Below are 21,282 nucleotides of genomic sequence, written 5' to 3' on the forward strand. Positions count from 1 at the left end.
TGCCAGCGACGCGATCTGCCAGGCATACCGTGTCGCGGCAATCGCCGACAAGCCGGCTGTAGGAGCTGTCGATGGCTGCGATCTTTTGATTTTTTTCTTACAAACCGCGCAAGTCCCGCTCTTCGATCGGCCGGCTCTGGCGCAGACGCTTGCCGCCCAGCACCACCCAGTCGATCAACCGGAACAGGCATTCAATACCGAACGACAGCAGCAACGCGCCGCTCATGCCCCAGATCATCGCTTCCGGCGTCAGCAGGATCTGGTAGCTGTAGCCGTTCCAGGTTTCCTTGCGAATATCCGGGTCGGCGGCCAGAGCTACCTGCAGGATTCGGATATACCACGGGCCTTGCATGGCCTGGAATTGCTTGTCGAGGGCCAGTTGACGGGTGAGCAAGGTGCTCAGGCTGTCGGCATCGCTGCGAAAGATCGGGTCTTCGCTGGCACGGTAATGGGCCACGAGCGCCTGCATATCCCCCTTGAAAAACTGATTGGCAGTGCCCTGAAAACCGCTCAAACCGGTCTGCGCCTCAATCAGATGCGCCTCGACTCGCTTGGCATAGTCACTGATGAACCCAGGCACCTGGACACCAATCAACAGGCCTGCCGCAAACAACACCAGCCGTAGATAACTGAGCAACATGAGGGAGAATCCTTATTCGGTCTTGCCCTGACTGACGCATTCACCGCGCCGCCAGAGGCTCCATTGGCCCGGTTCGTAGCGGGTCCAGGTTTCGTTTTCGGTCAAAGGTTCGGTGGCGATCACCGTGACCACGTCGTTGGGCGTGGTTTCGGCCTGGAAGTCGACGATCACATCGACGTCCTTCAAGCGCGCCGGGCCGAACGGGGCACGGCGAGTGATCTGCGCCAATTTGGTCGAGCAGTAGCAGAACAGCCAGTCGCCGTCGCTGAGCAGGCAATTGAATACGCCCTTGTTGCGGTATTCAGCGCAGGCCGCCACCAGGTCCGGCAACAGTTCTTCAATCTCTACCGGCTCAGGGAACGCAGCGCGTACCCGGTTGAGCAAATCGCAGAAGGCCGCTTCGCTGTCGGTATCGCCAACGGGGCGGTAGAAACTGGTGGTCGGGTTGAAGTCGGCCAGCTGGCCGTTGTGGGCGAAACACCAGTTACGCCCCCACAACTCACGCACGAACGGGTGGGTGTTAGACAGGCAGACCTTGCCGACGTTGGCCTGGCGGATGTGCCCGATCACCACTTCGCTCTTGATCGGATAGCGTTGCACCAGGTTCGCCACTTCCGACTCGCTGCTCGCCGCCGGGTCCTGGAACAGCCGCAGACCACGGCCTTCATAGAAAGCGATGCCCCAGCCGTCACGGTGCGGCCCGGTGCGACCGCCACGTTGCATCAGCCCGGTGAAACTGAACACGATATCGGTCGGGACATTGGCGCTCATGCCCAATAGCTCACACATGCTCGGATTCTCGACTCAATACAGGGGCACGGTTATAGACGCGGTTCGACCCGCAAACGCTGAGGGTTGCTTGGCACCGGTGGCCGGCCGTAACGATCATCGCCAGCACCGCCGAACGGTTGATCGTTTTCAGGTTCGTCGGCACGCGCAGCAACCTTCGCGGCAGCCGCCCGTTCCTTGCGAGCGTTGGAGGCGCGCTCGATGGGAAAACGGATCGCCACGAACACCAGGTAAATGCCGAAGGCAATCATGGCGTACATGAACAGGTCGGAAATCGCCCGCCAGGCGTTGTTGCCGACCTTGAACAGCAGATCGAGGGCGGTGATGGCGATGGCCGGGGCAACCTTTTCCTTCACCGGGTCGATGATGGTCGGGCTGAACAGCAACACCGCCACCAGCAGCCGCAGTGGCTCACGCAGCCAACGCCACATCCAGCGGGTGATGCGCATCCACACCAACAGGCAGCCTAAAGCAGCAAAGGCGTAGAGGCCCCAAGCGATCAGATAGTCGTTCTCGGTCATGGTGTCCATGGCAAGGCAGGCAAAGAGGCGCTTATAGTAACGACTTTTCGCACGTCAGGCTTGTCCCAATACCAGTTGAGCAAGACTCAGAGCCTGTGGGAGCGAGCTTATGTGGCGAGGGGACTTTTGTGGTGAGCGAGCTTTTGTGGCGAGGGAGCTTGCTCCCGTTGGGCTGCGAAGCGGTCCCAAAAAAGGAACTGCTGCGCAGTTCAGCGGGAGCAAGCTCCCTCGCCACAGAATAGCCCCCTCACCATAAGCCCGCCCCCACAGGTTGCGAAGCCCCTATTTCATACATTGTTCGAGAGCCATTCATGCCCTTATCCGCCAACGTCACCTGCGCCCCGATTGCCCACAAGGCCGACGGTTCTGACCCGTATGCCTGGCTGCAGGAGCGCGACACCGACGCGGTGCTCGATTATCTGAAAGCTGAAAACAGCTATCAAGAGGCGCAAACCGCCGATCAGGCCGGGCTGCGTGAAACCCTGTTCGAAGAGATCAAGGGGCGGATTCTCGAAACCGATCTGTCGCTCCCCTCGCCGTGGGGCCCGTATCTGTATTACACCCGCACCACCGCAGGCGATGAATACGCCCGCCACTACCGCTGCCCGCGTCCGACCGACGGCAGCCTGCATATCGACGAAAGCCAGGAGCTACTGCTGCTTGATCCGAATGTGCTGGCCAAGGGCGGTTTCTTTTCCCTGGGCGCGTTCAGCATCAGCCCGGACCACCAGCGTCTGGCCTACAGCATCGATTCCAGTGGCGAGGAGATTTACACGCTGTTCGTGAAGGAATTGTCCAACGGCCGCGTCAGCGAACTGGAATTCCAGGACTGCGACGGCAGCATGACCTGGGCCAACGACAGCCTGACGCTGTTCTTCGGCGAACTCGACGAGACCCATCGCCCGCACAAACTGTTCCGCTATCGGCTGGACGGCACGGCGGCCGAAGAAGTGTTCCATGAGCCCGACGGCCGATTTTTCCTGCACTGCTACCGTTCCAGTTCCGAACGGCAATTGTTGCTGTCGCTGGGCAGCAAGACCACCAGCGAAGTCTGGGCACTCGACGCCTCGCTGCCGCATCAGGCCTTTACCTGCCTGGCGCCGAGGGTCGAAGAACATGAGTACGATGTCGACCACGGCAAACTCGATGGCGAGTGGACGTGGCTGATCCGCACCAACCGTGACGGTATCAACTTCGCCCTGTACCAGGCCGTCGATACCGGTGTCGCGCCGACCGAAGCCGACTGGCAGAACCTGATTCCCCACAGCGACACGGTGATGATCGACGGCATGAGCCTGAACGCCGAGGCCATGACCCTGAGCCTGCGTGAAGGTGGCCTGCCGATCATCGAAGTCCACCCACAGGACTTGGTACCGTATCGCGTGCAATTGCCGGACGCGGCCTACAGCCTGCATGTGCAAAACAGCCTGGAATTTGTCAGCGACAGGATCCGTCTGCGCTACGAAGCCCTGAACCGTCCGGCGCAGATCCGCCAACTGACTCTGACCTCCGGCGAGCAGAAAGTCCTCAAGGAAACCCCGGTACTCGGCCCATTCGACGCCGATGCTTACGTCAGCCAGCGGCTTTGGGCGACGGCACCGGACGGTACGCAAGTGCCGATCAGCCTTGTGGTCAAACGCGAATTCCTCGGTAAGCCGACACCGCTTTATCTGTACGGCTACGGCGCCTATGGCGAAAGCCTCGACCCATGGTTCTCCCATGCCCGCCTGAGTCTGCTGGATCGCGGCATGGCGTTTGCCATCGCTCACGTACGCGGTGGCGGCGAGCTGGGTGAAGCCTGGTATCGCGCCGGCAAGCAGGAACACAAGCACAACACCTTTAGCGACTTCATCGCCTGCGCCGAACACCTGATCACCCACGGTTTCACCACCTCGTCGCAGCTGGTGATCAGCGGTGGCAGCGCCGGTGGTTTGCTGATTGGCGCGGTGCTTAACCAACGGCCAGAGCTGTTTGGCGCGGCGATTGCCGAAGTGCCGTTCGTCGACGTGCTCAACACCATGCTCGACCCGGAGCTGCCGCTGACCGTCACCGAATACGACGAGTGGGGCAACCCGCAAGAGCCGGACATCTATGAGCGGATCAAGGCCTACGCCCCGTACGAAAACGTCACCGCGCAAGCGTATCCGGCGACGCTGGTGATCGCCGGCTATAACGACAGCCGCGTGCAGTACTGGGAAGCGGCCAAGTGGGTGGCAAAATTGCGGGCGACCAAAACCGACACCCATCCCCTGCTGCTCAAGACTGAACTGGGCGCCGGGCATGGCGGGATGAGCGGTCGTTATCAGGGATTACGTGACGTAGCCCTCGAATACGCATTTGTTTTGAAGGTTTTGGGCATTGCCTGAGGAACTTGGCCCGGTGTCCTGGTCTTAACACCAGTACGCCGGACCGGATGCAACACATATCCCCTGTGGGAGCGAGCCTGCTCGCGATGAGAGCATCACATTCAATACCCATGTTGAATGTGCCTCCGCCATCGCGAGCAGGCTCGCTCCCACAAAGGATTGAGGACATCCAAAAAACCGGAACCAGACACAAAAAAAAGACCGTGACGACATGTCAGAACCGACCTTACTGAACAAAGAAATTCGCGACTGGCTGATGGACTGCGGCCTGTTCGATCAACTGCTGCCGGCAGACTTCGTGGCGGCTTCGGGCTACTTCAGCATCAGTACCATCGCCGAAGGCGAAGAAATTTTCCATGAGGGTGATGCCGGCAGTTTCATGTGCATCATCCACACTGGTCAGGTGGCGGTGCAGAAGACCAACAGCGACGGGCAACGGGTCACCATGGCCACCTTGCGCAGCGGTCGGGCGTTCGGCGAAATGGCCGTGCTCGATGGCGAACGGCGTTCGGCCAGTTGCGTGGCCGCGAGCAATTGCCAGTTGCTCAACCTGGGCAAGGACTCCCTGGAGAAGATGCTCAATGACGCGCCGAAAATCGCCGCCAAGATCATCCGCGCCCTCGCCGTCTCCCTCTCCAAACGCTTGCGCATGGCCGACGGGCAATTACTCTTGCAGCAAGTTTAACCGCCCGGCGTTTTGATTTTGGTCGTGCTCGGCTCAAGACCCGGCAAGGTCTGGTCCTTGGGCGGATTGGGCATTTCGATTGGCGGCAACAGCGGTGCCCCGCCACTGCCGGAACCGGCCTTGGGCACGCTGGTCGGGGTGATTTGCGGGTACGGCGTCGGGGTGGCGGTGCCGGGTGAACCGGGCATCGGCGTGGGGCTGGTCGGGATGGTTTGCAGCTCCTGGGCCTGCACTGCAGTTATCGAGAGCGCGGCCAGGGCAATGGCCGTTAGAATGGTGCGCTTCATCAATGGCTCCGTTGGCCTTGTTGTCCTTTTGCAGGCTACTCCCAACTGCGCGTGTTTGCCTTCCTCCGTAGTCAATTTCTCATCAAGAGAGCCCCATGAAACGTTTCGTTCTGCTCGACACCACCCCCATTCCTGAAAACGGCGGTGCCCTGTGCCTGTTCGAATACGGCGAGGACTTCGTCATCAAGATACAGGGCGGCGACGGCGGGCAGTTGATGAACACCCGCATGCACGGCTCTGAAGATGCCCTGGCCGAAATCCCCTGCCGCAAGGTCGCCGGCCGGCCGAATTCGCGGGTATTGATCGGTGGCCTGGGCATGGGCTTCACCCTCGCCTCGGCGCTCAAGCATTTGGGCAAGACCGCTGAAGTGGTGGTCGCCGAACTGGTGCCCGGCGTGGTGGAGTGGAATCGCGGGCCGCTGGGCGAGAAAGCCGGCAACCCGCTGCTCGACCCGCGCACGGTGATCCGCATGGAAGACGTGGCCAAGGTGCTGCAAGCCGAGCCGCAAGGTTTCGATGCGATCATGCTCGACGTCGACAACGGCCCCGAAGGTTTGACCCAGAAGGCCAACAGCTGGCTCTACTCCGCTGGCGGCCTGAGCGCGTGTGCCAAGGCCCTGCGGCCAAAAGGCGTGCTGGCGGTGTGGTCGGCCAGCGCCGACCGGCAGTTTTCCGACAAGCTGAAAAAGGCCGGTTTCAAGGCCGAGGAAGTGCAAGTCTTCGCCCACGGCAACAAGGGCACCCGCCACACCATCTGGATTGCCGAGAAGCTCAAGGGCTGAGCTAAACTTCGCTTATACCGTCATTAGTCTTTTTACAAAGGTGAACCCATGAGTTCGTCCACCCCAACCAACACATCGAAGCTGGACCGCATCCTCGCCGACAACCAGCGCGACAAGGAAATGGGTTACCGCGACAAGGCCCTGAAGATGTACCCGCACGTGTGCGGCCGCTGCGCCCGTGAGTTCTCCGGCAAACGCCTGAGCGAACTGACCGTGCATCACCGCGACCACAACCATGACAACAACCCTCAGGACGGTTCGAACTGGGAACTGTTGTGCCTGTATTGCCATGACAACGAACATTCGCGCTATACCGATCAGCAGTATTTTGGCGAGGGCTCGCTGAGTACGCCGAAGATTGCCAAGGCGACGCATAACCCGTTTGCGGCGTTGGCGGGGCTGATGAAAAAAGAAGACTGAAGATCTTCAGCGCCCCACCTGGCCTCATCGCGAGCAGGCTCGCTCCCACAAGAGATTTTCGGTGAACATACCCGAGATCCAATGTGGGAGCGAGCCTGCTCGCGATAGCCATTGCTCAGACACCACCAATCTCCAAACTAAACACCCCTCCCTCAATCCCCGTATAATCGCGCTTTTTTCCCGAAGGCACCCCGCTCGTGGCAGACAAACGGTACAGCTGCATTGGTTTGTATAACCCCAAATCACCGGAGAACGTCGGTTCGGTGATGCGCGCCGCCGGTTGCTATGGCGTGGCGTCAGTGTTCTACACCGGCAAGCGCTATGAGCGCGCCGCCGATTTCGTCACCGACACCAAGAAAGTCCACTACGACATTCCGCTGATCGGCATCGACGACCTGAAGAAAATCCTGCCGCTGGGCTGTGTACCGGTCGCCGTGGAACTGGTCGACGGCGCCCGCTCGCTGCCGGAATACACTCACCCGGATCGCGCCCTCTACATCTTCGGCCCCGAAGACGGCTCGCTGGATAAAGAGATCCGCGACTGGTGCGAAGACGTGGTCTACATCCCGACCACCGGCTGCATGAACCTGGCGGCCACCGTCAACGTTGTGCTGTACGACCGCATGGCAAAGGGCAACAACACCCGCTCGGGGCCGAAATTCCGTTGAATCGCCGCACATCCGATGGAACGAGCCGCCCGCCTCGGCAGTCAGCTTAATTATCTATTCTTGAAGCCTGGAGACAGATCATGAGCGACCTCAAGCGCGTAGAGCGTATCGAATCCACCCCGTTCCAGACTCATTCCGACCAGAACGTCCAGGGTTGGGAGCGCATCGGTTCTGTGGCCGGCGGCGTGGTGATGGTCGGCAAGGGCCTGCGTCGCGGTGGCGTGTTCGGGTTGATTCAAGTGGCGATCGGCGGCGTGGCCCTGGCCCGAGGTATCACCGGGCACAGTTCGGCGAAAAGTTTTCTGGAAAAAAGCCGTCAGGACATGAATAACGTTCGGGCGAGGATTGAGCGTGCCGGGGATGAGCTGAGCCGCATGAGAGCCAATGCCGAAGCGGCAACCCGCACGGCGACCGTGACGGGTAATGATTCGTTGGACTCGCCGAAGGCCGGGGTCTGATCCGAAGTTGCGGTGAAGCTCCGGGCCTCTTCGCGGGCAAGCCCGCTCCCACAGTGATTGGCGGTGATCACAATTGTTGTGTACAGCGCAAACCCTGTGGGAGCGGGCTTGCCCGCGATGGCGGCGCTACTGAAGCAACTCGGTATCAAGCACCCTGGAAGACTCGCCAATAACGCTTTGCGCGAGCTGAATGAATGCCTTCGTATCCACGCTCTCCAACTGCATCGCCCCGCGCAACACATCATCCAGCGAACGCTTGTTGCGGGTTTTCAGGCGAATCTCGCGATCCAGCTCCTGTAGCAACACCACCGCTTTGGCCACCTGCGCCGTGTTGATCTGTTCACCGCGCAAAGTGCTGACCTTTTGGCTGTCCTTGGTCAACTTGCCCTGCAAACTCTCATAGCGATCATCACTCATGCCGCCTGCGCGGCGCACCAGTTCGATGGCGTAATACTCGGCAAACCCTTCACTGATCCAGTTACTGCGCTGGCTGTCGTTGATCGGTCCGAACACTTGAGCCAACTCATGCACCAAGGCACTGGTACCGCTTTCGCTGATCATTGGCAGATGCGTGTTCAGGTAGATCGATTCATGCGCGGCCAGGCTGCCGCGCCACATCGGGTCGTTGGCACCGACAATCAGCAGCTTGCCGGGATGATTTGGAAACACTGCCTGCACTTGCGGCCAGACAAAAGTCAGCAGCGTCAGCACATCCATACGGTGCATGCCCTGCCCTTGGGGTGAGGCGACGGTGACTTCGGTTTCCCCCAGTCGCGTACGACGGCTGCCCAGATGACCGGCGAGCATCCAGCCAATGGGACGGTCGAACAGGCGCGAGACGTTATCGATCCGGAACTTGTTTTTGCCGATCCTTGGCCAGGCGGTTTCGACGCTTTTCCAACCGGTGGGCAATTCGAATTCAAGGCGTGATACCAGCTCGATACCGTCCTGCTGATCGAGTCTGGCAGCGGGCGCCAGGTCATCGCCACGCATCAGCGCCCACGTTGGCGTCATGCGCGTGTCGAAGCTGCCGTTTTTGCGCCCATGGCTGATGCGCACGCGGTAGGTCAGGCTGGCCTTGTCGGTGGCCGGGCGCCAGACACCACGGGCCTGCTTGCCCGATGTGAGCTGCCATTGGCCGTCGGCCTTGAAATCGCTGTAGTGACTGCCATCGCCCAAGTCGAAATCCAGACTGCGCACCGCCGAGCCCTGGGCCAGGGTCAGACGCACTTCGGCCTGATCGCTTTGCGGCAACAGGCGCACGTGATAATCCAGATCGACTTTCTTGGCCGCCCACACAGGCAAACTCAGGGCCAGCAGCCCGACAGCCAACGCCCGCCGCACTCCCACAGCCATACACACTCCTATTGTGGCGAGCGAGCTTGCTCGCGCTGGGCTGCGTAGCAGCCCCAAATTCTTGTAATCACTGCCGATTATGTGAGTGCTATGCACTCAAGCGCGAGCAAGCTCCCTCGCCACACATTAACCCGCGCGGAAAATCAGATGGTCTTCCCAATCGTCTTCAGCCACGCTGCCTTCGGCGAGCATGCGCCCGGACTGGGAAATACGTTCGTGATGCACCGCATCACGATCACCGCACACCAGGTGATGCCAGAGCGGCAGGTCCTTGCCTTCACTGACCAGTCGATAACCGCAGGTCGGCGGCAGCCATTTGAACTCATCGGCCTTGCCCGGCGTGAGCTGGATGCAATCGGGCACAAAGTCGCGGCGGTTGGGGTAATCGGTGCACTGGCAGGTTTTGAGGTCCAGCAGTTTGCAGGCGATACGCGTGTAGTAGACGGCGTTGTCGTCTTCATCCTCGAGCTTTTGCAGGCAGCACAGGCCACAGCCGTCGCACAGCGATTCCCATTCCTCTTGATCGAGTTGATCGAGGGTTTTGCGTATCCAGAACGGTTCGACTTTGGCGGCCATGGCTCAAGCATCAACATCAGGTGGTGAAAAGGCCGCCAGTCTAGTGCCAAGGCACCGGCGGGCCAAGCATTGGCGACTGCCGGTACGCGGCACTTGTGAGTTTTTGCACCGCCCGGTAGCTTTGCCAGTCGCAAGGAGCCCTACCCAAGTGCCATTAACGCTCAACCGCGTTGCATTCAGGTGAACGGCCCAGGCTCTCGGAAAACCCTATCGCTCAGCTCAACTGCGCCCACCGGTTTTTTCGACGACCCTCACTTTCAACCGTAAAGGAATCTCTTGATGAGTGCTAACCCACGCGTTGCCGACTACGCCATTCACCCTCAGTTCACCGATCGCTGGTCGCCCCGCGCCTTCACTGGCGAAACCATTCCTGAAGAGACCCTGCTGAGCTTCTTCGAAGCCGCACGCTGGGCGCCATCGGCGTACAACTCGCAGCCTTGGCGGTTTCTCTATGCCCGTCGCGATACGCCGAACTGGGAGCGTTACCTGGGCCTGCTGAACGAGTTCAACCGCAGCTGGGCACAGCACGCCTCGGCGCTGGTGATCGTGATCTCGAAAACCACCTTCGTGGCACCCGGCGCCAGCGAAGAAACCCCGGCGCTGTGGCACACCTTCGACACTGGTTCGGCCTGGGGCCACCTGGCGCTGCAAGCGAGCATCAGCGGCTGGCACACCCACGGCATGGCCGGTTTCGATCAGGACCTGACCCGCAAGGAGCTGAACATTCCTGAAGGCTACTCACTGCATGTCGCCGTGGCGATCGGCAAGCTGGGCGACAAGGCGACGCTGGCCGAGTACCTGCAAGCGCGCGAAGAGCCAAGCCCGCGTCTCCCGCTGAGCGAGTTGGCGGCTGAAGGCGATTTCACCCTCTAAGCCACAACATAAAGCCAATGTGGGAGCGACCCTGCCCGCGATACCGGCCTGTCAGTCAATACTTATGGAGACTGATACACCGCTATCGCGAGCAGGCTCGCTCCCACATTTTGTTTGGGGGTGAGTTTAATATCCGCGTGCGAAATCCACTTCCCCACGCAATGCTTCGCCCGCCTGATACGCCCGCAAGTTCTCGATAAACAGCTTCGCCATCATCGGCGGCGAAGTCGGTGCCGAACTGTGGCCAGTCAGCAGCAACCCCCACGCGGTCCAGAACGGATGACGTTGCGGCAGCGGCTCCTGACGGCAGACGTCGATCACGGCCCCGGCCAGGTGCCCTTCTTTCAAGGCTTCCACCAGGTCTGCATCGACCACCGCCACGCCACGCCCAACATTAATGAACAACCCGGTCGCCTTGAACTGCTTGAACAGCGCGGCGTCGTACAGGTCATGCGTATTCGGGGTATTCGGCAGCAGATTGACGACGTAATCCACTTCACCGACCAGACGCGGCAAGTCGCTCAGTGCCCCCACTTCGACAAAAGGCGCCTGCTCCCGGGCAGTGCTGGCGATGCCATATAACTCGACGCCAAACGGCAGCAGAAACTGCGCCACCGCCTGACCGATGTCACCGGTGCCGACAATCAACACCTTGCGTCCTGCAAGGCTTTGACCCTGGCGATTGTCCCATTTGCGCTCGACCTGGCTGACCAGCCGCGCCAGCACTTCGCGCTCGTGGCCGAGCATGTAAGTCAGCACGTATTCAGCCATGACCTGACCGAAAATCCCTACCGCGCGAGTCAGTCGATAGTGCCGTGGCAGGCCGTCGGCCAGCAGCGGCGTGATACCGGCCCAGGTCGACTGCAGCCATGCAGGCATGTGGCCCTGACGCAACAGCGTTGCCAGCAAGTCCGGCTGGCCGAGCCAGACCTGGCAATCGGCGGCCTGACGGGACAGTTCGGCGGAGTCACCGCTGGTCAATACTTCCAGATCAGGCGCTGCCTGACGCAACAGTTGGGCATACACAGGGTGGTCGTGTTCAGCAATCAGAACGCGCATGGTTCAAACCTTTCAAAAACAGTGCAGACGGCCACCGACGGAGTATCACTCCATCGTCGTGGCCATCGCCAAAATCATTCCAGTGTTTCTTTCATAAAGGCCCTGAATAGAGCCTGTCTGCGATCACATCGGGTCGTTGCGGCGCAGCAATTCTTCCGGCAAGTGTTCGATGTACTCGTCTTCGGCCGGCGGCATTTGCAGGTGGTAGCCCTGCTTGTCGAGGTTCTCCAGTACTACAGTAATGTCTTCGCGCGACAGCTTGCGCTCGGGGCTCAGCACCAGATCAAAAGCGTGGATGGCTTTGCCGAAAGCCGCCATCAGGGATTCAGGCACGCGCTCCAGTGCATCGCTCTTGAGCACATAGAGGTACATCTCGTTTTTCTTCGAGCTTCGATAAATGGAGCAAATACGTTTCAAGGCTGTTCTCCGGCGGTGGCCAGGCTGTCGAGCAGCGCCTGGCCCATCAATTCGCGGCGCCAGCCACGCAGCGAATCAGGCAATTGGTAGGGCCCCTTGGGAAAGCCGCTCTTGAGCAGCGCTTCCAGGGTTTTCTTGCGCAGCATCAGCTCCGGCGCGATGTTCAGGCGCTCGGCTTCGGCCTGGCCGATGGCCCGCAGCTGTTTGACCAGCGCGGCGGCTTCCACCGGCAATGGCTCCGGCACTGCCGGCGGCCATTGATCAGGCGACACACTGCCCGAGCGCTTGATCAGATCAAGCAGAAACTCGCCGTCCTGACGTACGGTACGCGGGTGCATGTCTTCGATTTTCGCCAACGCGCCAAGGTTGTCCGGTTGCGTGCGCGCCAGTGGCCACAGGGAATGTTCACGGACAATGCGGTTGCGCGGCAGATCACGGGCGCGGGCTTCGCGCTCACGCCAGGCGCAGAGTTCACGCAGCACGGCGAGTTGGGCGCGGGACAGTTTCCAGGCCAGTTTGGCATCGCGATAGACCTCATACGGGTCGACCTCGCGACGCAGATTGGCCACCAGCTCGGCACCGTCTTCCAGGACCCAGGCGTATTTTTCGTCAGAAAGCTTAGGACGCAGCTGTACGAAAACTTCCGCCAGGTGCAGGGCATCTTCGGCGGCGTAGCTGATTTGAGTGTCGGATAGAGGGCGTTGCAGCCAGTCGGAGCGGGTCTCGCCCTTGGGCAGGTCGATACCGAGCACTTCCTGCACCAGCCGCGAATAGCCCATGGAAAAACCCAGGTTCAGGTAAGCGCCAGCCAGTTGGGTGTCGAACAGCGGTGCCGGCAGGCTGCCGGTCAGGCGCAACAGGACTTCGAGGTCCTCGCTGCACGCATGCACGACCTTGACCACGGCCGGGTTTTCCAGCAACGCGGCCAGGGGCTGCCAGTTGTCGATGGTCAGAGGGTCAATCAGGTAAGCGCGTACGCCATCGCCGATCTGCAGCAGGCCTGCGATCGGATAAAAGGTGTCGACCCGCATGAATTCGGTGTCGAGGGCAACGAATGGCAGCTGCTGCCACTCGGCGCAAAATTGACCGAGGCTATCGTTGTCGCGAATCCAGTGAATATCGATGGCCACACGGCTCTCCCTTGAAGAATGGCGCGCAGTATATATCGCCCCCGGCGATTTCCGCGCATTCACTGAACAAGAGCTTTAGCGAAAATACCTGCCGGACAGCAAGAATCGTCTGATAGATGGTGACTAGGGGGCGCTCTCAATTAGTTTCCCCTCGGCGTGGAAACTAATTGAGAACGCCCCCTAGCTGCCCTTACGCAACACGTAGACCCGCATCCTCGTGCAACCCGGCAGGAAGTCGTGATGACTGAGCAAGCGGAAACCCGCCTGCCTGAACTCGGCCTCAAGCGCGGCTTTGCTGGCTTGCGGCTGGATTTGTGCGCCTTCTGCGCCCAATCGCCGGAGCTTGAAATGCGCTTCAACCCGTACCGCCACAATCACCGTATCGCGGCTGACCCGGTGGAACTCGCCCAGCATGGCCAACCGATGCTCGGGACTGGTGATGTGCTGGAACAGTTGCAGGCAAAGAATGCAGTCAACCGCATTCGCCGACAAGCCGATGGTGAAGGCTGAACTCTGAAAGGTCTTGACCCGATCCAGCAGGTTCTGTGGATGGTGGGTGCGGGCGTGATCGAGCATGTCCTGAGACGGATCGGTCGCGAGGATCACCCGGTTCGCATGCTCGGCCAGTACCGGCCAGAAACGCCCGGCACCGCAGGCCACATCAAGAATCAATCCCGGTTCGCCCGCGACCTGAAGCGCGTTACGCACCAGTTGCTCATCGCGCCAGAACGTCAAACGCCCCGCCAGGCCACGCGGTCGCGGCTGCGAGCAGACGCGGGCGTGTGCCTGATCGTAGCGCCGGGCGAACTCAAGTTCGATGGCGGAAGGGGGTTGCGCGGACATGTGCAATGGCTCTGTTTGGACGTTCCAGGCGCCGCAGGTTAGCGGTCGCCACGTGAAAAAAAGGTCGAGCACTCATTTCTTGGCCAGCACACCGTCGATCACTGCACCACGGCATTCGGAGAACATGTCCAGCCCCGGGTTGTAGACCTTGCTGTTGACCTCCAGCAGACCGAGCATCGAATGGAACAGGTTGTCCTGGCTCAAGGGCTTCTCGCGACTCAGTTGCAGGCAATGGGTGTCCACCGAGAACGACTTTTGATAGCTGTCGGAGAACCACGCCAGCATCGCGACGTGCTTCTGCTGTTCCGGCGCCAGCATGTAAGGCGTGCCATGCAGGAACAGGTTGTATTCGCCCAGCGATTCGCCGTGGTCCGACAGATAAAGCATCGCGGTATCGACTTTGTCCTGATTGCTACGCAACAGGTCGATCAGGCTCGACAGCACGTGGTCGGTATACACCAGCGTATTGTCGTAGCCATTGACGATGCTTTCACGGCTGCAATTGTTCAGCGCATTGCTTTCACACACCGGCGTGAAGTGTTCGTACTCTTTCGGGTAGCGCTTGAAGTATTCCGGACCGTGACTGCCCATTTGGTGCAGCACCAGCACCGTGTCTTTATCCAGCGTGTCGATGAAGTGCTGCAAACCTTGCAGGAGAATTTCATCGCGGCACTCGCTGTTGGCGCACAGCACCGGGTCTTTCAGGTTACTCACGTCATCGACAGTGACCCGATCGCAGGTGCCTTTGCAGCCCGACTGGTTATCGCGCCAGATCACCTCGAGACCGGCGTGTTTGAGCACGTCCAGCAAACCTTCCTGGTTCTTCGCCTTGCTGGCGTTGTAATCCTTGCGGCCCATGTTGGAGAACATGCAGGGCACCGACACAGCCGTTTCCGTACCGCAGGAGTGCACATCGGTGAAAGCAATAAGGCCGGCTTCCTTATTCAGTTTCGGTGTGGTGTCGCGGTTATAACCCAGGATGCCGAAGTTCTCGGCCCGGGCGCTTTCGCCCACCACCAGTACCGTCAGGGATTTACGGCCGTGGGTCTGCCAGACAGGATTTTTCCGGGCATCTTCACCCAGCTTGGCGAAGGGTTGTTGCGCAGACACCACTTGCTCACGCAAATAACCGACCGAGGCACCGATGTAGTTGCTCGGCACCACCATCAGGCGCAATTCATGGTGATTGCGAAACAACGACGACAGGCCTTGATAATTGACCAATGCGACACCGCCAATCACCGCAGCCGAGGCGACACTTACCAGCACTTTACTTAATAACTCACGGTGCCAGCGACGGTAATTAACCGGAATTTTCCACAACAACCACGACGGCAAGACGCCGAGCAGCACGATATAAACAAACAGTTTGAGCGAGAGTAAGTCGCGTACTTCCGTGGCATTGGTTTCTGCGAAGTTACGCAACATGCCGGCGTCAATCAGCACACCGTATTGACTCATGAAGTACGCCACACCGGCACTGATCAGAAAGATCAGCGTCAACAGGGGTTTCATCACGGGCCGGAATGCCAGCAACGTCAGCACAATGTTGAAGGCCGCCAGGATCATCGCCCCGAACGCGACACGCATGACGATGCCTTTACCGTCTGCGGCGGTGATATCGAAGAGGTGTTGCCAGAGAACTAAATTGAACCCTGCCAATAGAAAGGCACTGGAAACCAACGTCACCCACTCGGGGCGCACGGCTTTGAACTTCAACATGTGATCGGCTGTTCCTGAAAAGAAGTGCCCGCAGCAAATGTGAAAATTTCATTGACCGAGGCGACACAAATCTTAAGCAGTCAACCATCAATTTTTCGTGAAAAAGAAGCCAACGAATAGTTGGCTCATGGCATTTGGCCAAAACTTTCAACACTGGAGACCCGTTTCAAGCCTGATGCAGATACCAGCGCCAGTCCTGCTCACCGACTTCGCCCATGAACCGCCGGTATTCGGCACGTTTCACTGCCAGGTACACACCAAGAAACTCACAGCCGAATGCCTCCCGTGCCCAATTCGAACTTTCCAGCGCTCGCAAGGTGGTCAGCCAGTCGGTCGGTAACAGTTGCGTGGCCTGGGCGTAACCGTTGCCTTCTACCGGTACTCCAGGGTCAAGCTGCTCGCGGATGCCGCGATGAATACCGGCCAGGATCGCCGCAGCCGCCAGATACGGATTGGCGTCGGCACCACAGATGCGATGCTCGATATGCCGGGAGAATGCCGGCCCGCCGGGCACTCGCAAACTCACGGTGCGGTTGTCCACGCCCCAGGTGGCCGCCAGCGGTGCGTAGCTATGGGTCTGGAAACGACGGTAAGAGTTGGCGTTTGGACAGAACAGCAGCAACGAATCGAGCAATGTGGCGAGCATCCCGCCGACCGCTTGTTTGAGCAGCGGCGTGCCCTCCGGGGCGTCGCTGGCGAACAGATTATTGCCGTCCTTGTCCGCCAGGCTGACGTGCATGTGCATGCCGGTGCCGGCCAGGTCATCGAAAGGCTTGGCCATGAAACAAGCCGCCATCCCGTGCTTGTGGGCCACGCCCTTGACCAGCCGCTTGTAACGCACTGCTTCGTCCATCGCCTGCAAAGCGTCGGTGCGGTGTTCGAGAGTGATTTCCACCTGCCCCGGTGCGTATTCGGAAATCGCCGTGCGCGCCGGAATGCCCTGGAGCTTGCAGGCGCTGTAGAGGTCGGCCAGAAACGGTTCGATCTGTTCCAGTTCACGCAAGCCGTAGACCTGAATCCCGCGTGGCCGCCCGCCATCGACATCCCGCGCCGGCTGCGGCCGACCGTTGCTGTCGCGCTGCTGATCCAGCAGATAGAACTCCAGCTCCGCCGCCATCACCGGGTAATAACCGTCAGTCTGCAAGCCTTCGATGACCTTGGCCAACAGATGCCGTGGGTCGGCGATGGTCGCGGGCATGCCCTCTTTTGGATGCATGCTGACCTGCACCGCCGCCGTGGGAATCAATCGCCACGGCATACGCTGCAAACTGCCGCTGAGCGGATAAGCGCGACAATCGATATCACCCACGTCCCAGACCAGCCCGGAGTTTTCCACGTCATCGCCATTGATAGTCAGGCCCAGGATGGTACTCGGCAGTGGCCGCCCGCTTTCGTAAACCGCCAGCAGTTCATCGCGATGCAGTAATTTGCCCCGTGGCACACCATTGTTGTCGAGGATGAACAACTCGAACATCTCGATATCCGGGTTCTGTTCAAGAAACGTCAGGGCTTGTTCTTTCGTGGCGAAGGATGTCATGGCACAGCTCATGGGAATTCTCGTCTATCCGCGTCAGGCGAACGCACAGGCGCCGCCGGTTCGATCCCGGCGCACAGCGCGGGACCTGTCAGAACAATCAACGGGACATGCAAGAATCCGGCGGGCGCGCGTGGCGGCAGTGCCACAGCGCCCAGAAGGCCAGTTCACAGGGAAGTGCAGCAGGCCAACCATCCATAGAGAAAACCGCTGGAAACAGATAAGCAGCAGCGTCACACGGGTGCTTAAGTCGTTAAATCGAGATTTGAAGAACCTTGGGTTCGGATTGGCTAAACATTCACCAAGCTCTACCAAACACTACATCCCCCTGTGGGAGCGAGCCTGCTCGCGATGAAGCCATCACATTCAACATATCTGTTGGCTGTCACACCGCTATCGCGAGCAGGCTCGCTCCCACAGGAATTTTGGGGTGCAGTACAGTTATTTAATTTCTAAATACTGCTCCAGACTTTCTGATTTGCCGCCTCCAGGGCTCGCGTGCCTAATCGGCTCCTTGTTCCTGAAGGTCCGATTATGGAAAACGTTCGCGCAACCTCCCGTCCTGCCCTCTGGCTGATGTTCAGCATCATTCTCGTCGCCCTGAACCTGCGTCCGTCCATGGCCGCTGTCGGTCCTTTGCTGTCAGCCATTCGCGGTGACATCCCGTTGAGTTTCAGCCTGGCGTCGCTGCTGACGATGCTGCCGGTCATGGCCATGGGACTGGCGATGTTCTTCGGCATCGGTGTCAGTCAGCGCCTGGGCGAACAGCGCACTGTGGTGCTGTCGCTGCTGATCATCGGCCTGGCCACGGTGTCGCGGTTGTTCCTCGATTCAGCGGCGGAACTGATCCTCAGCGCCGTATTGGCCGGCGTAGGCATTGCGCTGATTCAGGCGCTGATGCCCGCCCTGATCAAGTCCCGTTTCAGCGACAACGTTGCCGTGTGCATGGGCCTCTACGTGACCTCGATCATGGGCGGCGCGGCAATCGCGGCGTCGTTTTCGCCGCTGGTGATGACCCACACCGGCAGTTGGCGAGTGGGGCTGGCGATCTGGGCGGCGCTGGCGCTGGTGGCGTTGCTGTTCTGGTGTGTTCAACGCTCGGGAATGCCGACACCGAGTGCTGAATCATCAAGCAAAGAATCCTTTTTCACCCATTCCCGGGCCTGGTTACTCGCGATCTTCTTCGGCCTGGGCACGGCGTCCTACACCTGTGTGCTGGCCTGGTTGGCGCCGTATTACGTGGAAAAAGGCTGGAGCGAACAACAGGCCGGTTTGTTGCTGGGTTTTTTGACCGCCATGGAAGTGTTGTCGGGGCTGCTGACACCCGCCATCGCCAATCGCAGCCGTGACCGGCGCCTGGTGCTGGTGGTGTTGCTGGCGCTGATCATGGCCGGTTTTTGCGGGCTGATTCTGAGCCCGCAGCACCTGAGCCTGCTGTGGCCGTGCCTGCTGGGACTGGGCATCGGCGGCCTGTTCCCGATGAGCCTGATCGTGTCGCTGGATCATCTGGATAATCCTCAGCGCGCGGGCGGGTTAACCGCCTTCGTGCAAGGCATCGGCTACCTGATCGCCGGCCTCTCGCCGCTGATGGCCGGGATGATTCGCGATCATCTGGGCAGTTTCGAATGGGCCTGGTGGTCACTGACCGGCGTCATGGCACTGATGATCCTGATGGCTTTACGTTTCGATCCACGGCATTACGCCAAGCACATTCACTGACCCGGAACCTCATCATGAAACGCACGGGTTTTGCTGCCGCTCACGTCGGCATGTTGCTCTGGGCGCTGTTGATTGCCGTCTCGTTTTCCGCGGCAGCCCAGGTGAGTCAGGCCATCGACCCGATTCTGCTCACCGGGTTGCGCCTGCTGTTTTGCGCCCTGGTGTTTTTGCCCCTGCTGCTGTTCAAGGGCGATACCGTCATGACCGTCCATGGCCTGTTCGGTCATGCCGCGCTCGGCATGCTGCTGGCGCTGTATTTCGGCTCGTTGTTCGAAGCGCTGCGCTACACCTCGTCGGTCAACACCGGGACGATGTTCACCCTGGTGCCGTTGCTGACGCTGCTGTTCGAAGCCCTCCTGACACCCGACAGCCGCCTGAAACAACGCGTGTTGCCCATGCTGATTGCTGCGGCCGGCGCCGTACTGCTGGTGTTGAAAGGTGCAGGCCCCAGCGAACTGCCGTCGCTGTATGCGGTGTCGGTGTACGGAGTCGGCTGCCTGGCCATGGCGCTCTACTCGCCCCTGAGTCAACGGCTCAAGGCCAACAGCCTCAAAGGTCGCGGCCCGGTGGGCATGACCTTCTGGAACATGCTGTTCGGCGCAGTGTTTCTATTGGCGTTCTGTGGGTTCAGCGGCGGTTGGCGATCGGCGTCGTTGCTGACCGCGAGCGATCTTGGGTGGTTGATCTACCTGGCATTGTTCGCCACGCTGGCGACCTTCTGGCTACTGCATCGAGCCATTGGCGTCATCGCCCCTTCCTCGGTCATTTCCTACATCTACCTGAGCACCCTGTTCATCACGCTTTTCCACTGGTTCTGGCTACGCCAGTCGCCACGAGCCCTGGAAATCATCGGTGCATTACTGGTGGGCATCGGCATGTTGGCGCTGTTAATATCCAGCCACTTTGCGATATCTGTGCAGCCCTCAGCGGCAAAGGCTTCTGGCCAGGTTTCAGGGGATTGAACTCACAGGTCGTGTTCATAACACTTTCTGTCCCACAACTGACCATGAAACGTCCTACAAGGCATTCACTTGGCACCATCGTTCCGTTAGGATCGTTCGCACCCGTTTGCGCACAGTCAGCGCAAGGAGCACAGCGAGACAGAACGGATGCTGAACAGTAACTTGCTTAGAAAGCTCGACATGCAGGACCTCATGGTGTTTGTGGCCGTGTATGAGCAAAGCAGCGTCACCGGTGTGTCGGAGGCGCTCTGCGTCAGCCAGTCCACCGTGAGTTACTGCCTGAAGAAACTGCGCACCAGTTTCGAAGACGAGCTATTCATCAATACCCGCACGGGTATGCGCCCCACCTACAAAGCCAGCACCATGTATACCCATGTGCTGAAGATTCTCGAAAGCATCAACCTGTGCCACGCCGGGACACCGACGTTCGATCCAACCTTGCAACCGGTCACCTTCAATATCTGCGCGCCGGAATACTTCGAGCAGTTGATCCTGCCGCGTCTGTTGAAGAACTTCGATTACGCCGCCCTGCCGGTGATGGTCAACATGCACAAGTTCGAAACCGACATCCCGGCCGAAGAACTGCGCGACGGCAGTCTCGACCTGGTGATCTGTTTCGGCCCGAACTTTCATCGCAGCCACACCGATTTCAACTCCAGGAAGCTGCTGGAAGACGATCTGGTCTGCGTCTTCGACAAACGCGCCACGCCGCTGGAACCGCGCTTGAGCCTGCAAGCGTTCATTGAACGCCGGCATGTGTTCCCGACGCCCTGGACGTCTACCACCAACATGGTTGACGGTTGGCTGGCTCAACAGGCCCACAAACGGCAGATTGTCGCGCGTTCCAACAGCTACAGCGCGGCGCTGAAGATGATCACCGGCACCGACTTCATCCTGACCCTGCCCCGACGCATCCAGCAATTGCTGGCCAACGAGGCGATCTTCATTCACTGCGAAGCGCCCAACGGCTTGCCGGGCTTCACCCTGGACATGCAATGGAGTCAAAGCGTCGACCAGGACAGCGCCAACACCTGGCTGCGCGAGCAAGTGATCAAGGCCTGCTCCGAGCAGGAAATGACCTGAGACTCAGTGGCCGATGGCAGTCTTGGTGTAGGACTCTCGATCGATGTCGAGGACTTCCACACATAGCTGGACCTCAACGCCGACCGGCCACTCACACACATCCTGCACCACCGCCAGCAGGCTTTCAGACAACTGCTTCTTGATCTGCGGCGAGCGACCGCTCAACAGCGCCAGCTTTACATGCACGAACGCCCGCTCACCCGGTGCAGTACCCACCCTGAAAGCCTCGACCTTCACCGCACGGGCCTTGATGTCGAACTCAGCGCTAAACTGCCCGGAAGCGACCAGCGCATTATTGAGTCGCATCAACGCCACATCGGCATTCAGTTCGGACAGGTTAGCGGTGTATTCCATGTGCAGGTGGGGCATAACGGGGTTCCTGAGGATGGGTA

23 protein-coding genes are annotated in these 21,282 nt (G+C 59.7%); 10 read left to right on the forward strand and 13 right to left on the reverse strand.

Translation table 11 applies throughout. The annotated features are described in order from the left end of the window. Positions 1-97 precede the first annotated feature (97 nt). From QMK51_RS21185 to QMK51_RS21195, 3 genes are read right to left on the reverse strand one after another with little or no spacing between them, the layout of a single operon-like run. The gene (locus tag QMK51_RS21185; RefSeq protein WP_258697085.1) at positions 98-640 is read right to left on the reverse strand and encodes a DUF2937 family protein; all 543 of its coding nucleotides are present in this window, start codon (positions 638-640) and stop codon (positions 98-100) included. 12 nt (positions 641-652) lie between these two features. Beyond that, the gene (locus QMK51_RS21190) at positions 653-1,429 is read right to left on the reverse strand and encodes a class II glutamine amidotransferase (protein WP_320391625.1); all 777 of its coding nucleotides are present in this window, start codon (positions 1,427-1,429) and stop codon (positions 653-655) included. Positions 1,430-1,461: 32 nt separating this feature from the next. After that, complete coding sequence (locus tag QMK51_RS21195; protein ID WP_258697087.1) at positions 1,462-1,959, reverse strand: MFS transporter; 498 nt, start codon at positions 1,957-1,959, stop codon at positions 1,462-1,464. A gap of 302 nt (positions 1,960-2,261) precedes the next feature. Between QMK51_RS21195 and QMK51_RS21200 the strand changes: the two genes are divergently transcribed. Further along, complete coding sequence (locus tag QMK51_RS21200; protein ID WP_320391627.1) at positions 2,262-4,316, forward strand: S9 family peptidase; 2,055 nt, start codon at positions 2,262-2,264, stop codon at positions 4,314-4,316. Positions 4,317-4,527: 211 nt separating this feature from the next. Then, positions 4,528-5,001, forward strand: coding sequence for a cyclic nucleotide-binding domain-containing protein (locus tag QMK51_RS21205; protein WP_258697089.1), 474 nt, complete (start codon positions 4,528-4,530; stop codon positions 4,999-5,001). Here the strand turns inward: QMK51_RS21205 and QMK51_RS21210 are convergent. Then, positions 4,998-5,288, reverse strand: coding sequence for a hypothetical protein (locus QMK51_RS21210; RefSeq protein ID WP_258697090.1), 291 nt, complete (start codon positions 5,286-5,288; stop codon positions 4,998-5,000). The two genes, QMK51_RS21205 and QMK51_RS21210, sit on opposite strands and share 4 nt — an antisense overlap. Positions 5,289-5,383: 95 nt before the next feature. On the opposite strand from QMK51_RS21210, the gene QMK51_RS21215 reads away from it, so the two are divergent. From QMK51_RS21215 to QMK51_RS21230, 4 genes are all read left to right on the forward strand, one after another. Next, positions 5,384-6,070, forward strand: coding sequence for a spermidine synthase (locus QMK51_RS21215; protein ID WP_007898703.1), 687 nt, complete (start codon positions 5,384-5,386; stop codon positions 6,068-6,070). Positions 6,071-6,118: 48 nt separating this feature from the next. After that, positions 6,119-6,490 carry a YajD family HNH nuclease gene (locus QMK51_RS21220; protein ID WP_007944009.1) on the forward strand — a complete coding sequence of 124 codons (372 nt, stop codon included), beginning with the start codon at positions 6,119-6,121 and terminating at the stop codon, positions 6,488-6,490. 197 nt (positions 6,491-6,687) lie between these two features. Then, a complete protein-coding gene (locus QMK51_RS21225; RefSeq protein ID WP_007942196.1) occupies positions 6,688-7,158 on the forward strand; it encodes an RNA methyltransferase in 471 nt (156 codons plus the stop codon). Positions 7,159-7,238: 80 nt separating this feature from the next. Next, complete coding sequence (locus QMK51_RS21230) at positions 7,239-7,616, forward strand: DUF2892 domain-containing protein (protein ID WP_258697091.1); 378 nt, start codon at positions 7,239-7,241, stop codon at positions 7,614-7,616. Positions 7,617-7,742: 126 nt separating this feature from the next. Here the strand turns inward: QMK51_RS21230 and QMK51_RS21235 are convergent, their stop codons facing one another. Beyond that, a complete protein-coding gene (locus QMK51_RS21235; protein WP_320391631.1) occupies positions 7,743-8,972 on the reverse strand; it encodes a hypothetical protein in 1,230 nt (409 codons plus the stop codon). A gap of 126 nt (positions 8,973-9,098) precedes the next feature. Next, the gene (locus QMK51_RS21240; protein ID WP_007942199.1) at positions 9,099-9,548 is read right to left on the reverse strand and encodes a YcgN family cysteine cluster protein; all 450 of its coding nucleotides are present in this window, start codon (positions 9,546-9,548) and stop codon (positions 9,099-9,101) included. A gap of 279 nt (positions 9,549-9,827) precedes the next feature. On the opposite strand from QMK51_RS21240, the gene QMK51_RS21245 reads away from it, so the two are divergent. Beyond that, positions 9,828-10,421 (forward strand): nitroreductase family protein, encoded by a 594-nt coding sequence (locus QMK51_RS21245; RefSeq protein ID WP_320391634.1) that lies wholly within the window; start codon positions 9,828-9,830, stop codon positions 10,419-10,421. A gap of 126 nt (positions 10,422-10,547) precedes the next feature. Here QMK51_RS21245 and QMK51_RS21250 read toward each other — a convergent pair whose 3' ends face one another. From QMK51_RS21250 to QMK51_RS21275, 6 genes are all read right to left on the reverse strand, one after another. Next, a complete protein-coding gene (locus tag QMK51_RS21250; RefSeq protein WP_320391636.1) occupies positions 10,548-11,480 on the reverse strand; it encodes a D-2-hydroxyacid dehydrogenase in 933 nt (310 codons plus the stop codon). A gap of 123 nt (positions 11,481-11,603) precedes the next feature. After that, positions 11,604-11,897: a YcgL domain-containing protein gene (locus QMK51_RS21255; protein WP_253419765.1), complete on the reverse strand. Its 294-nt coding sequence runs from the start codon at positions 11,895-11,897 to the stop codon at positions 11,604-11,606. After that, positions 11,894-13,027, reverse strand: a complete 1,134-nt coding sequence (rnd, locus tag QMK51_RS21260) for a ribonuclease D (protein ID WP_320391639.1) — start codon at positions 13,025-13,027, stop codon at positions 11,894-11,896. Before rnd ends, QMK51_RS21255 begins: the two co-directional genes overlap by 4 nt. 180 nt (positions 13,028-13,207) lie before the next feature. Then, complete coding sequence (locus tag QMK51_RS21265) at positions 13,208-13,870, reverse strand: class I SAM-dependent methyltransferase (RefSeq protein ID WP_258697096.1); 663 nt, start codon at positions 13,868-13,870, stop codon at positions 13,208-13,210. A 72-nt stretch (positions 13,871-13,942) separates the two neighbouring features. Then, the gene (locus QMK51_RS21270) at positions 13,943-15,592 is read right to left on the reverse strand and encodes a phosphoethanolamine--lipid A transferase (protein ID WP_320391642.1); all 1,650 of its coding nucleotides are present in this window, start codon (positions 15,590-15,592) and stop codon (positions 13,943-13,945) included. A gap of 166 nt (positions 15,593-15,758) precedes the next feature. Next, positions 15,759-17,141 (reverse strand): glutamine synthetase family protein, encoded by a 1,383-nt coding sequence (locus QMK51_RS21275; RefSeq protein WP_320391643.1) that lies wholly within the window; start codon positions 17,139-17,141, stop codon positions 15,759-15,761. 519 nt (positions 17,142-17,660) lie between these two features. Between QMK51_RS21275 and QMK51_RS21280 the strand changes: the two genes are divergently transcribed. The 3 genes from QMK51_RS21280 (at position 17,661) to QMK51_RS21290 (ending at position 20,890) form a co-directional block, all read left to right on the forward strand. After that, entirely contained in the window at positions 17,661-18,845 is a 1,185-nt protein-coding gene (locus QMK51_RS21280; RefSeq protein WP_258697099.1) for a cyanate transporter, read from the forward strand. Between the two features lie 14 nt (positions 18,846-18,859). Beyond that, on the forward strand, positions 18,860-19,807 hold the full coding sequence (locus tag QMK51_RS21285) for a DMT family transporter (RefSeq protein WP_320391644.1): 948 nt from the start codon (positions 18,860-18,862) through the stop codon (positions 19,805-19,807). A gap of 147 nt (positions 19,808-19,954) precedes the next feature. Next, positions 19,955-20,890, forward strand: a complete 936-nt coding sequence (locus tag QMK51_RS21290) for a LysR family transcriptional regulator (protein WP_320391646.1) — start codon at positions 19,955-19,957, stop codon at positions 20,888-20,890. A gap of 3 nt (positions 20,891-20,893) precedes the next feature. On the opposite strand, the gene QMK51_RS21295 is transcribed toward QMK51_RS21290, so the two are convergent. Next, a complete protein-coding gene (locus QMK51_RS21295) occupies positions 20,894-21,259 on the reverse strand; it encodes a 5-carboxymethyl-2-hydroxymuconate Delta-isomerase (protein ID WP_320391648.1) in 366 nt (121 codons plus the stop codon). Between the last annotated feature and the right edge of the window lie 23 nt (positions 21,260-21,282).

This window comes from Pseudomonas sp. P9_31, from assembly GCF_034008235.1.
GTDB lineage: Bacteria > Pseudomonadota > Gammaproteobacteria > Pseudomonadales > Pseudomonadaceae > Aquipseudomonas.

Excerpts from the sequence above, each read along its gene's own strand:
- QMK51_RS21265 (WP_258697096.1), bottom strand. The coding sequence starts at position 13,870 with ATGTCCGCGCAACCCCCTTCCGCCATCGAACTTGAGTTCGCCCGGCGC.
- QMK51_RS21285 (WP_320391644.1), top strand. The coding sequence starts at position 18,860 with ATGAAACGCACGGGTTTTGCTGCCGCTCACGTCGGCATGTTGCTCTGG.
- QMK51_RS21250 (WP_320391636.1), bottom strand. The coding sequence starts at position 11,480 with ATGCGCGTTCTGATTGCTGAACACGACCACCCTGTGTATGCCCAACTG.
- QMK51_RS21200 (WP_320391627.1), top strand. The coding sequence starts at position 2,262 with ATGCCCTTATCCGCCAACGTCACCTGCGCCCCGATTGCCCACAAGGCC.
- QMK51_RS21240 (WP_007942199.1), bottom strand. The coding sequence starts at position 9,548 with ATGGCCGCCAAAGTCGAACCGTTCTGGATACGCAAAACCCTCGATCAA.
- QMK51_RS21280 (WP_258697099.1), top strand. The coding sequence starts at position 17,661 with ATGGAAAACGTTCGCGCAACCTCCCGTCCTGCCCTCTGGCTGATGTTC.
- QMK51_RS21275 (WP_320391643.1), bottom strand. The coding sequence starts at position 17,141 with ATGAGCTGTGCCATGACATCCTTCGCCACGAAAGAACAAGCCCTGACG.
- QMK51_RS21190 (WP_320391625.1), bottom strand. The coding sequence starts at position 1,429 with ATGTGTGAGCTATTGGGCATGAGCGCCAATGTCCCGACCGATATCGTG.
- QMK51_RS21205 (WP_258697089.1), top strand. The coding sequence starts at position 4,528 with ATGTCAGAACCGACCTTACTGAACAAAGAAATTCGCGACTGGCTGATG.
- QMK51_RS21295 (WP_320391648.1), bottom strand. The coding sequence starts at position 21,259 with ATGCCCCACCTGCACATGGAATACACCGCTAACCTGTCCGAACTGAAT.
- QMK51_RS21185 (WP_258697085.1), bottom strand. The coding sequence starts at position 640 with ATGTTGCTCAGTTATCTACGGCTGGTGTTGTTTGCGGCAGGCCTGTTG.
- QMK51_RS21245 (WP_320391634.1), top strand. The coding sequence starts at position 9,828 with ATGAGTGCTAACCCACGCGTTGCCGACTACGCCATTCACCCTCAGTTC.
- QMK51_RS21220 (WP_007944009.1), top strand. The coding sequence starts at position 6,119 with ATGAGTTCGTCCACCCCAACCAACACATCGAAGCTGGACCGCATCCTC.
- QMK51_RS21235 (WP_320391631.1), bottom strand. The coding sequence starts at position 8,972 with ATGGCTGTGGGAGTGCGGCGGGCGTTGGCTGTCGGGCTGCTGGCCCTG.
- QMK51_RS21270 (WP_320391642.1), bottom strand. The coding sequence starts at position 15,592 with ATGTTGAAGTTCAAAGCCGTGCGCCCCGAGTGGGTGACGTTGGTTTCC.
- QMK51_RS21290 (WP_320391646.1), top strand. The coding sequence starts at position 19,955 with ATGCTGAACAGTAACTTGCTTAGAAAGCTCGACATGCAGGACCTCATG.
- QMK51_RS21195 (WP_258697087.1), bottom strand. The coding sequence starts at position 1,959 with ATGGACACCATGACCGAGAACGACTATCTGATCGCTTGGGGCCTCTAC.
- QMK51_RS21215 (WP_007898703.1), top strand. The coding sequence starts at position 5,384 with ATGAAACGTTTCGTTCTGCTCGACACCACCCCCATTCCTGAAAACGGC.
- QMK51_RS21210 (WP_258697090.1), bottom strand. The coding sequence starts at position 5,288 with ATGAAGCGCACCATTCTAACGGCCATTGCCCTGGCCGCGCTCTCGATA.
- QMK51_RS21230 (WP_258697091.1), top strand. The coding sequence starts at position 7,239 with ATGAGCGACCTCAAGCGCGTAGAGCGTATCGAATCCACCCCGTTCCAG.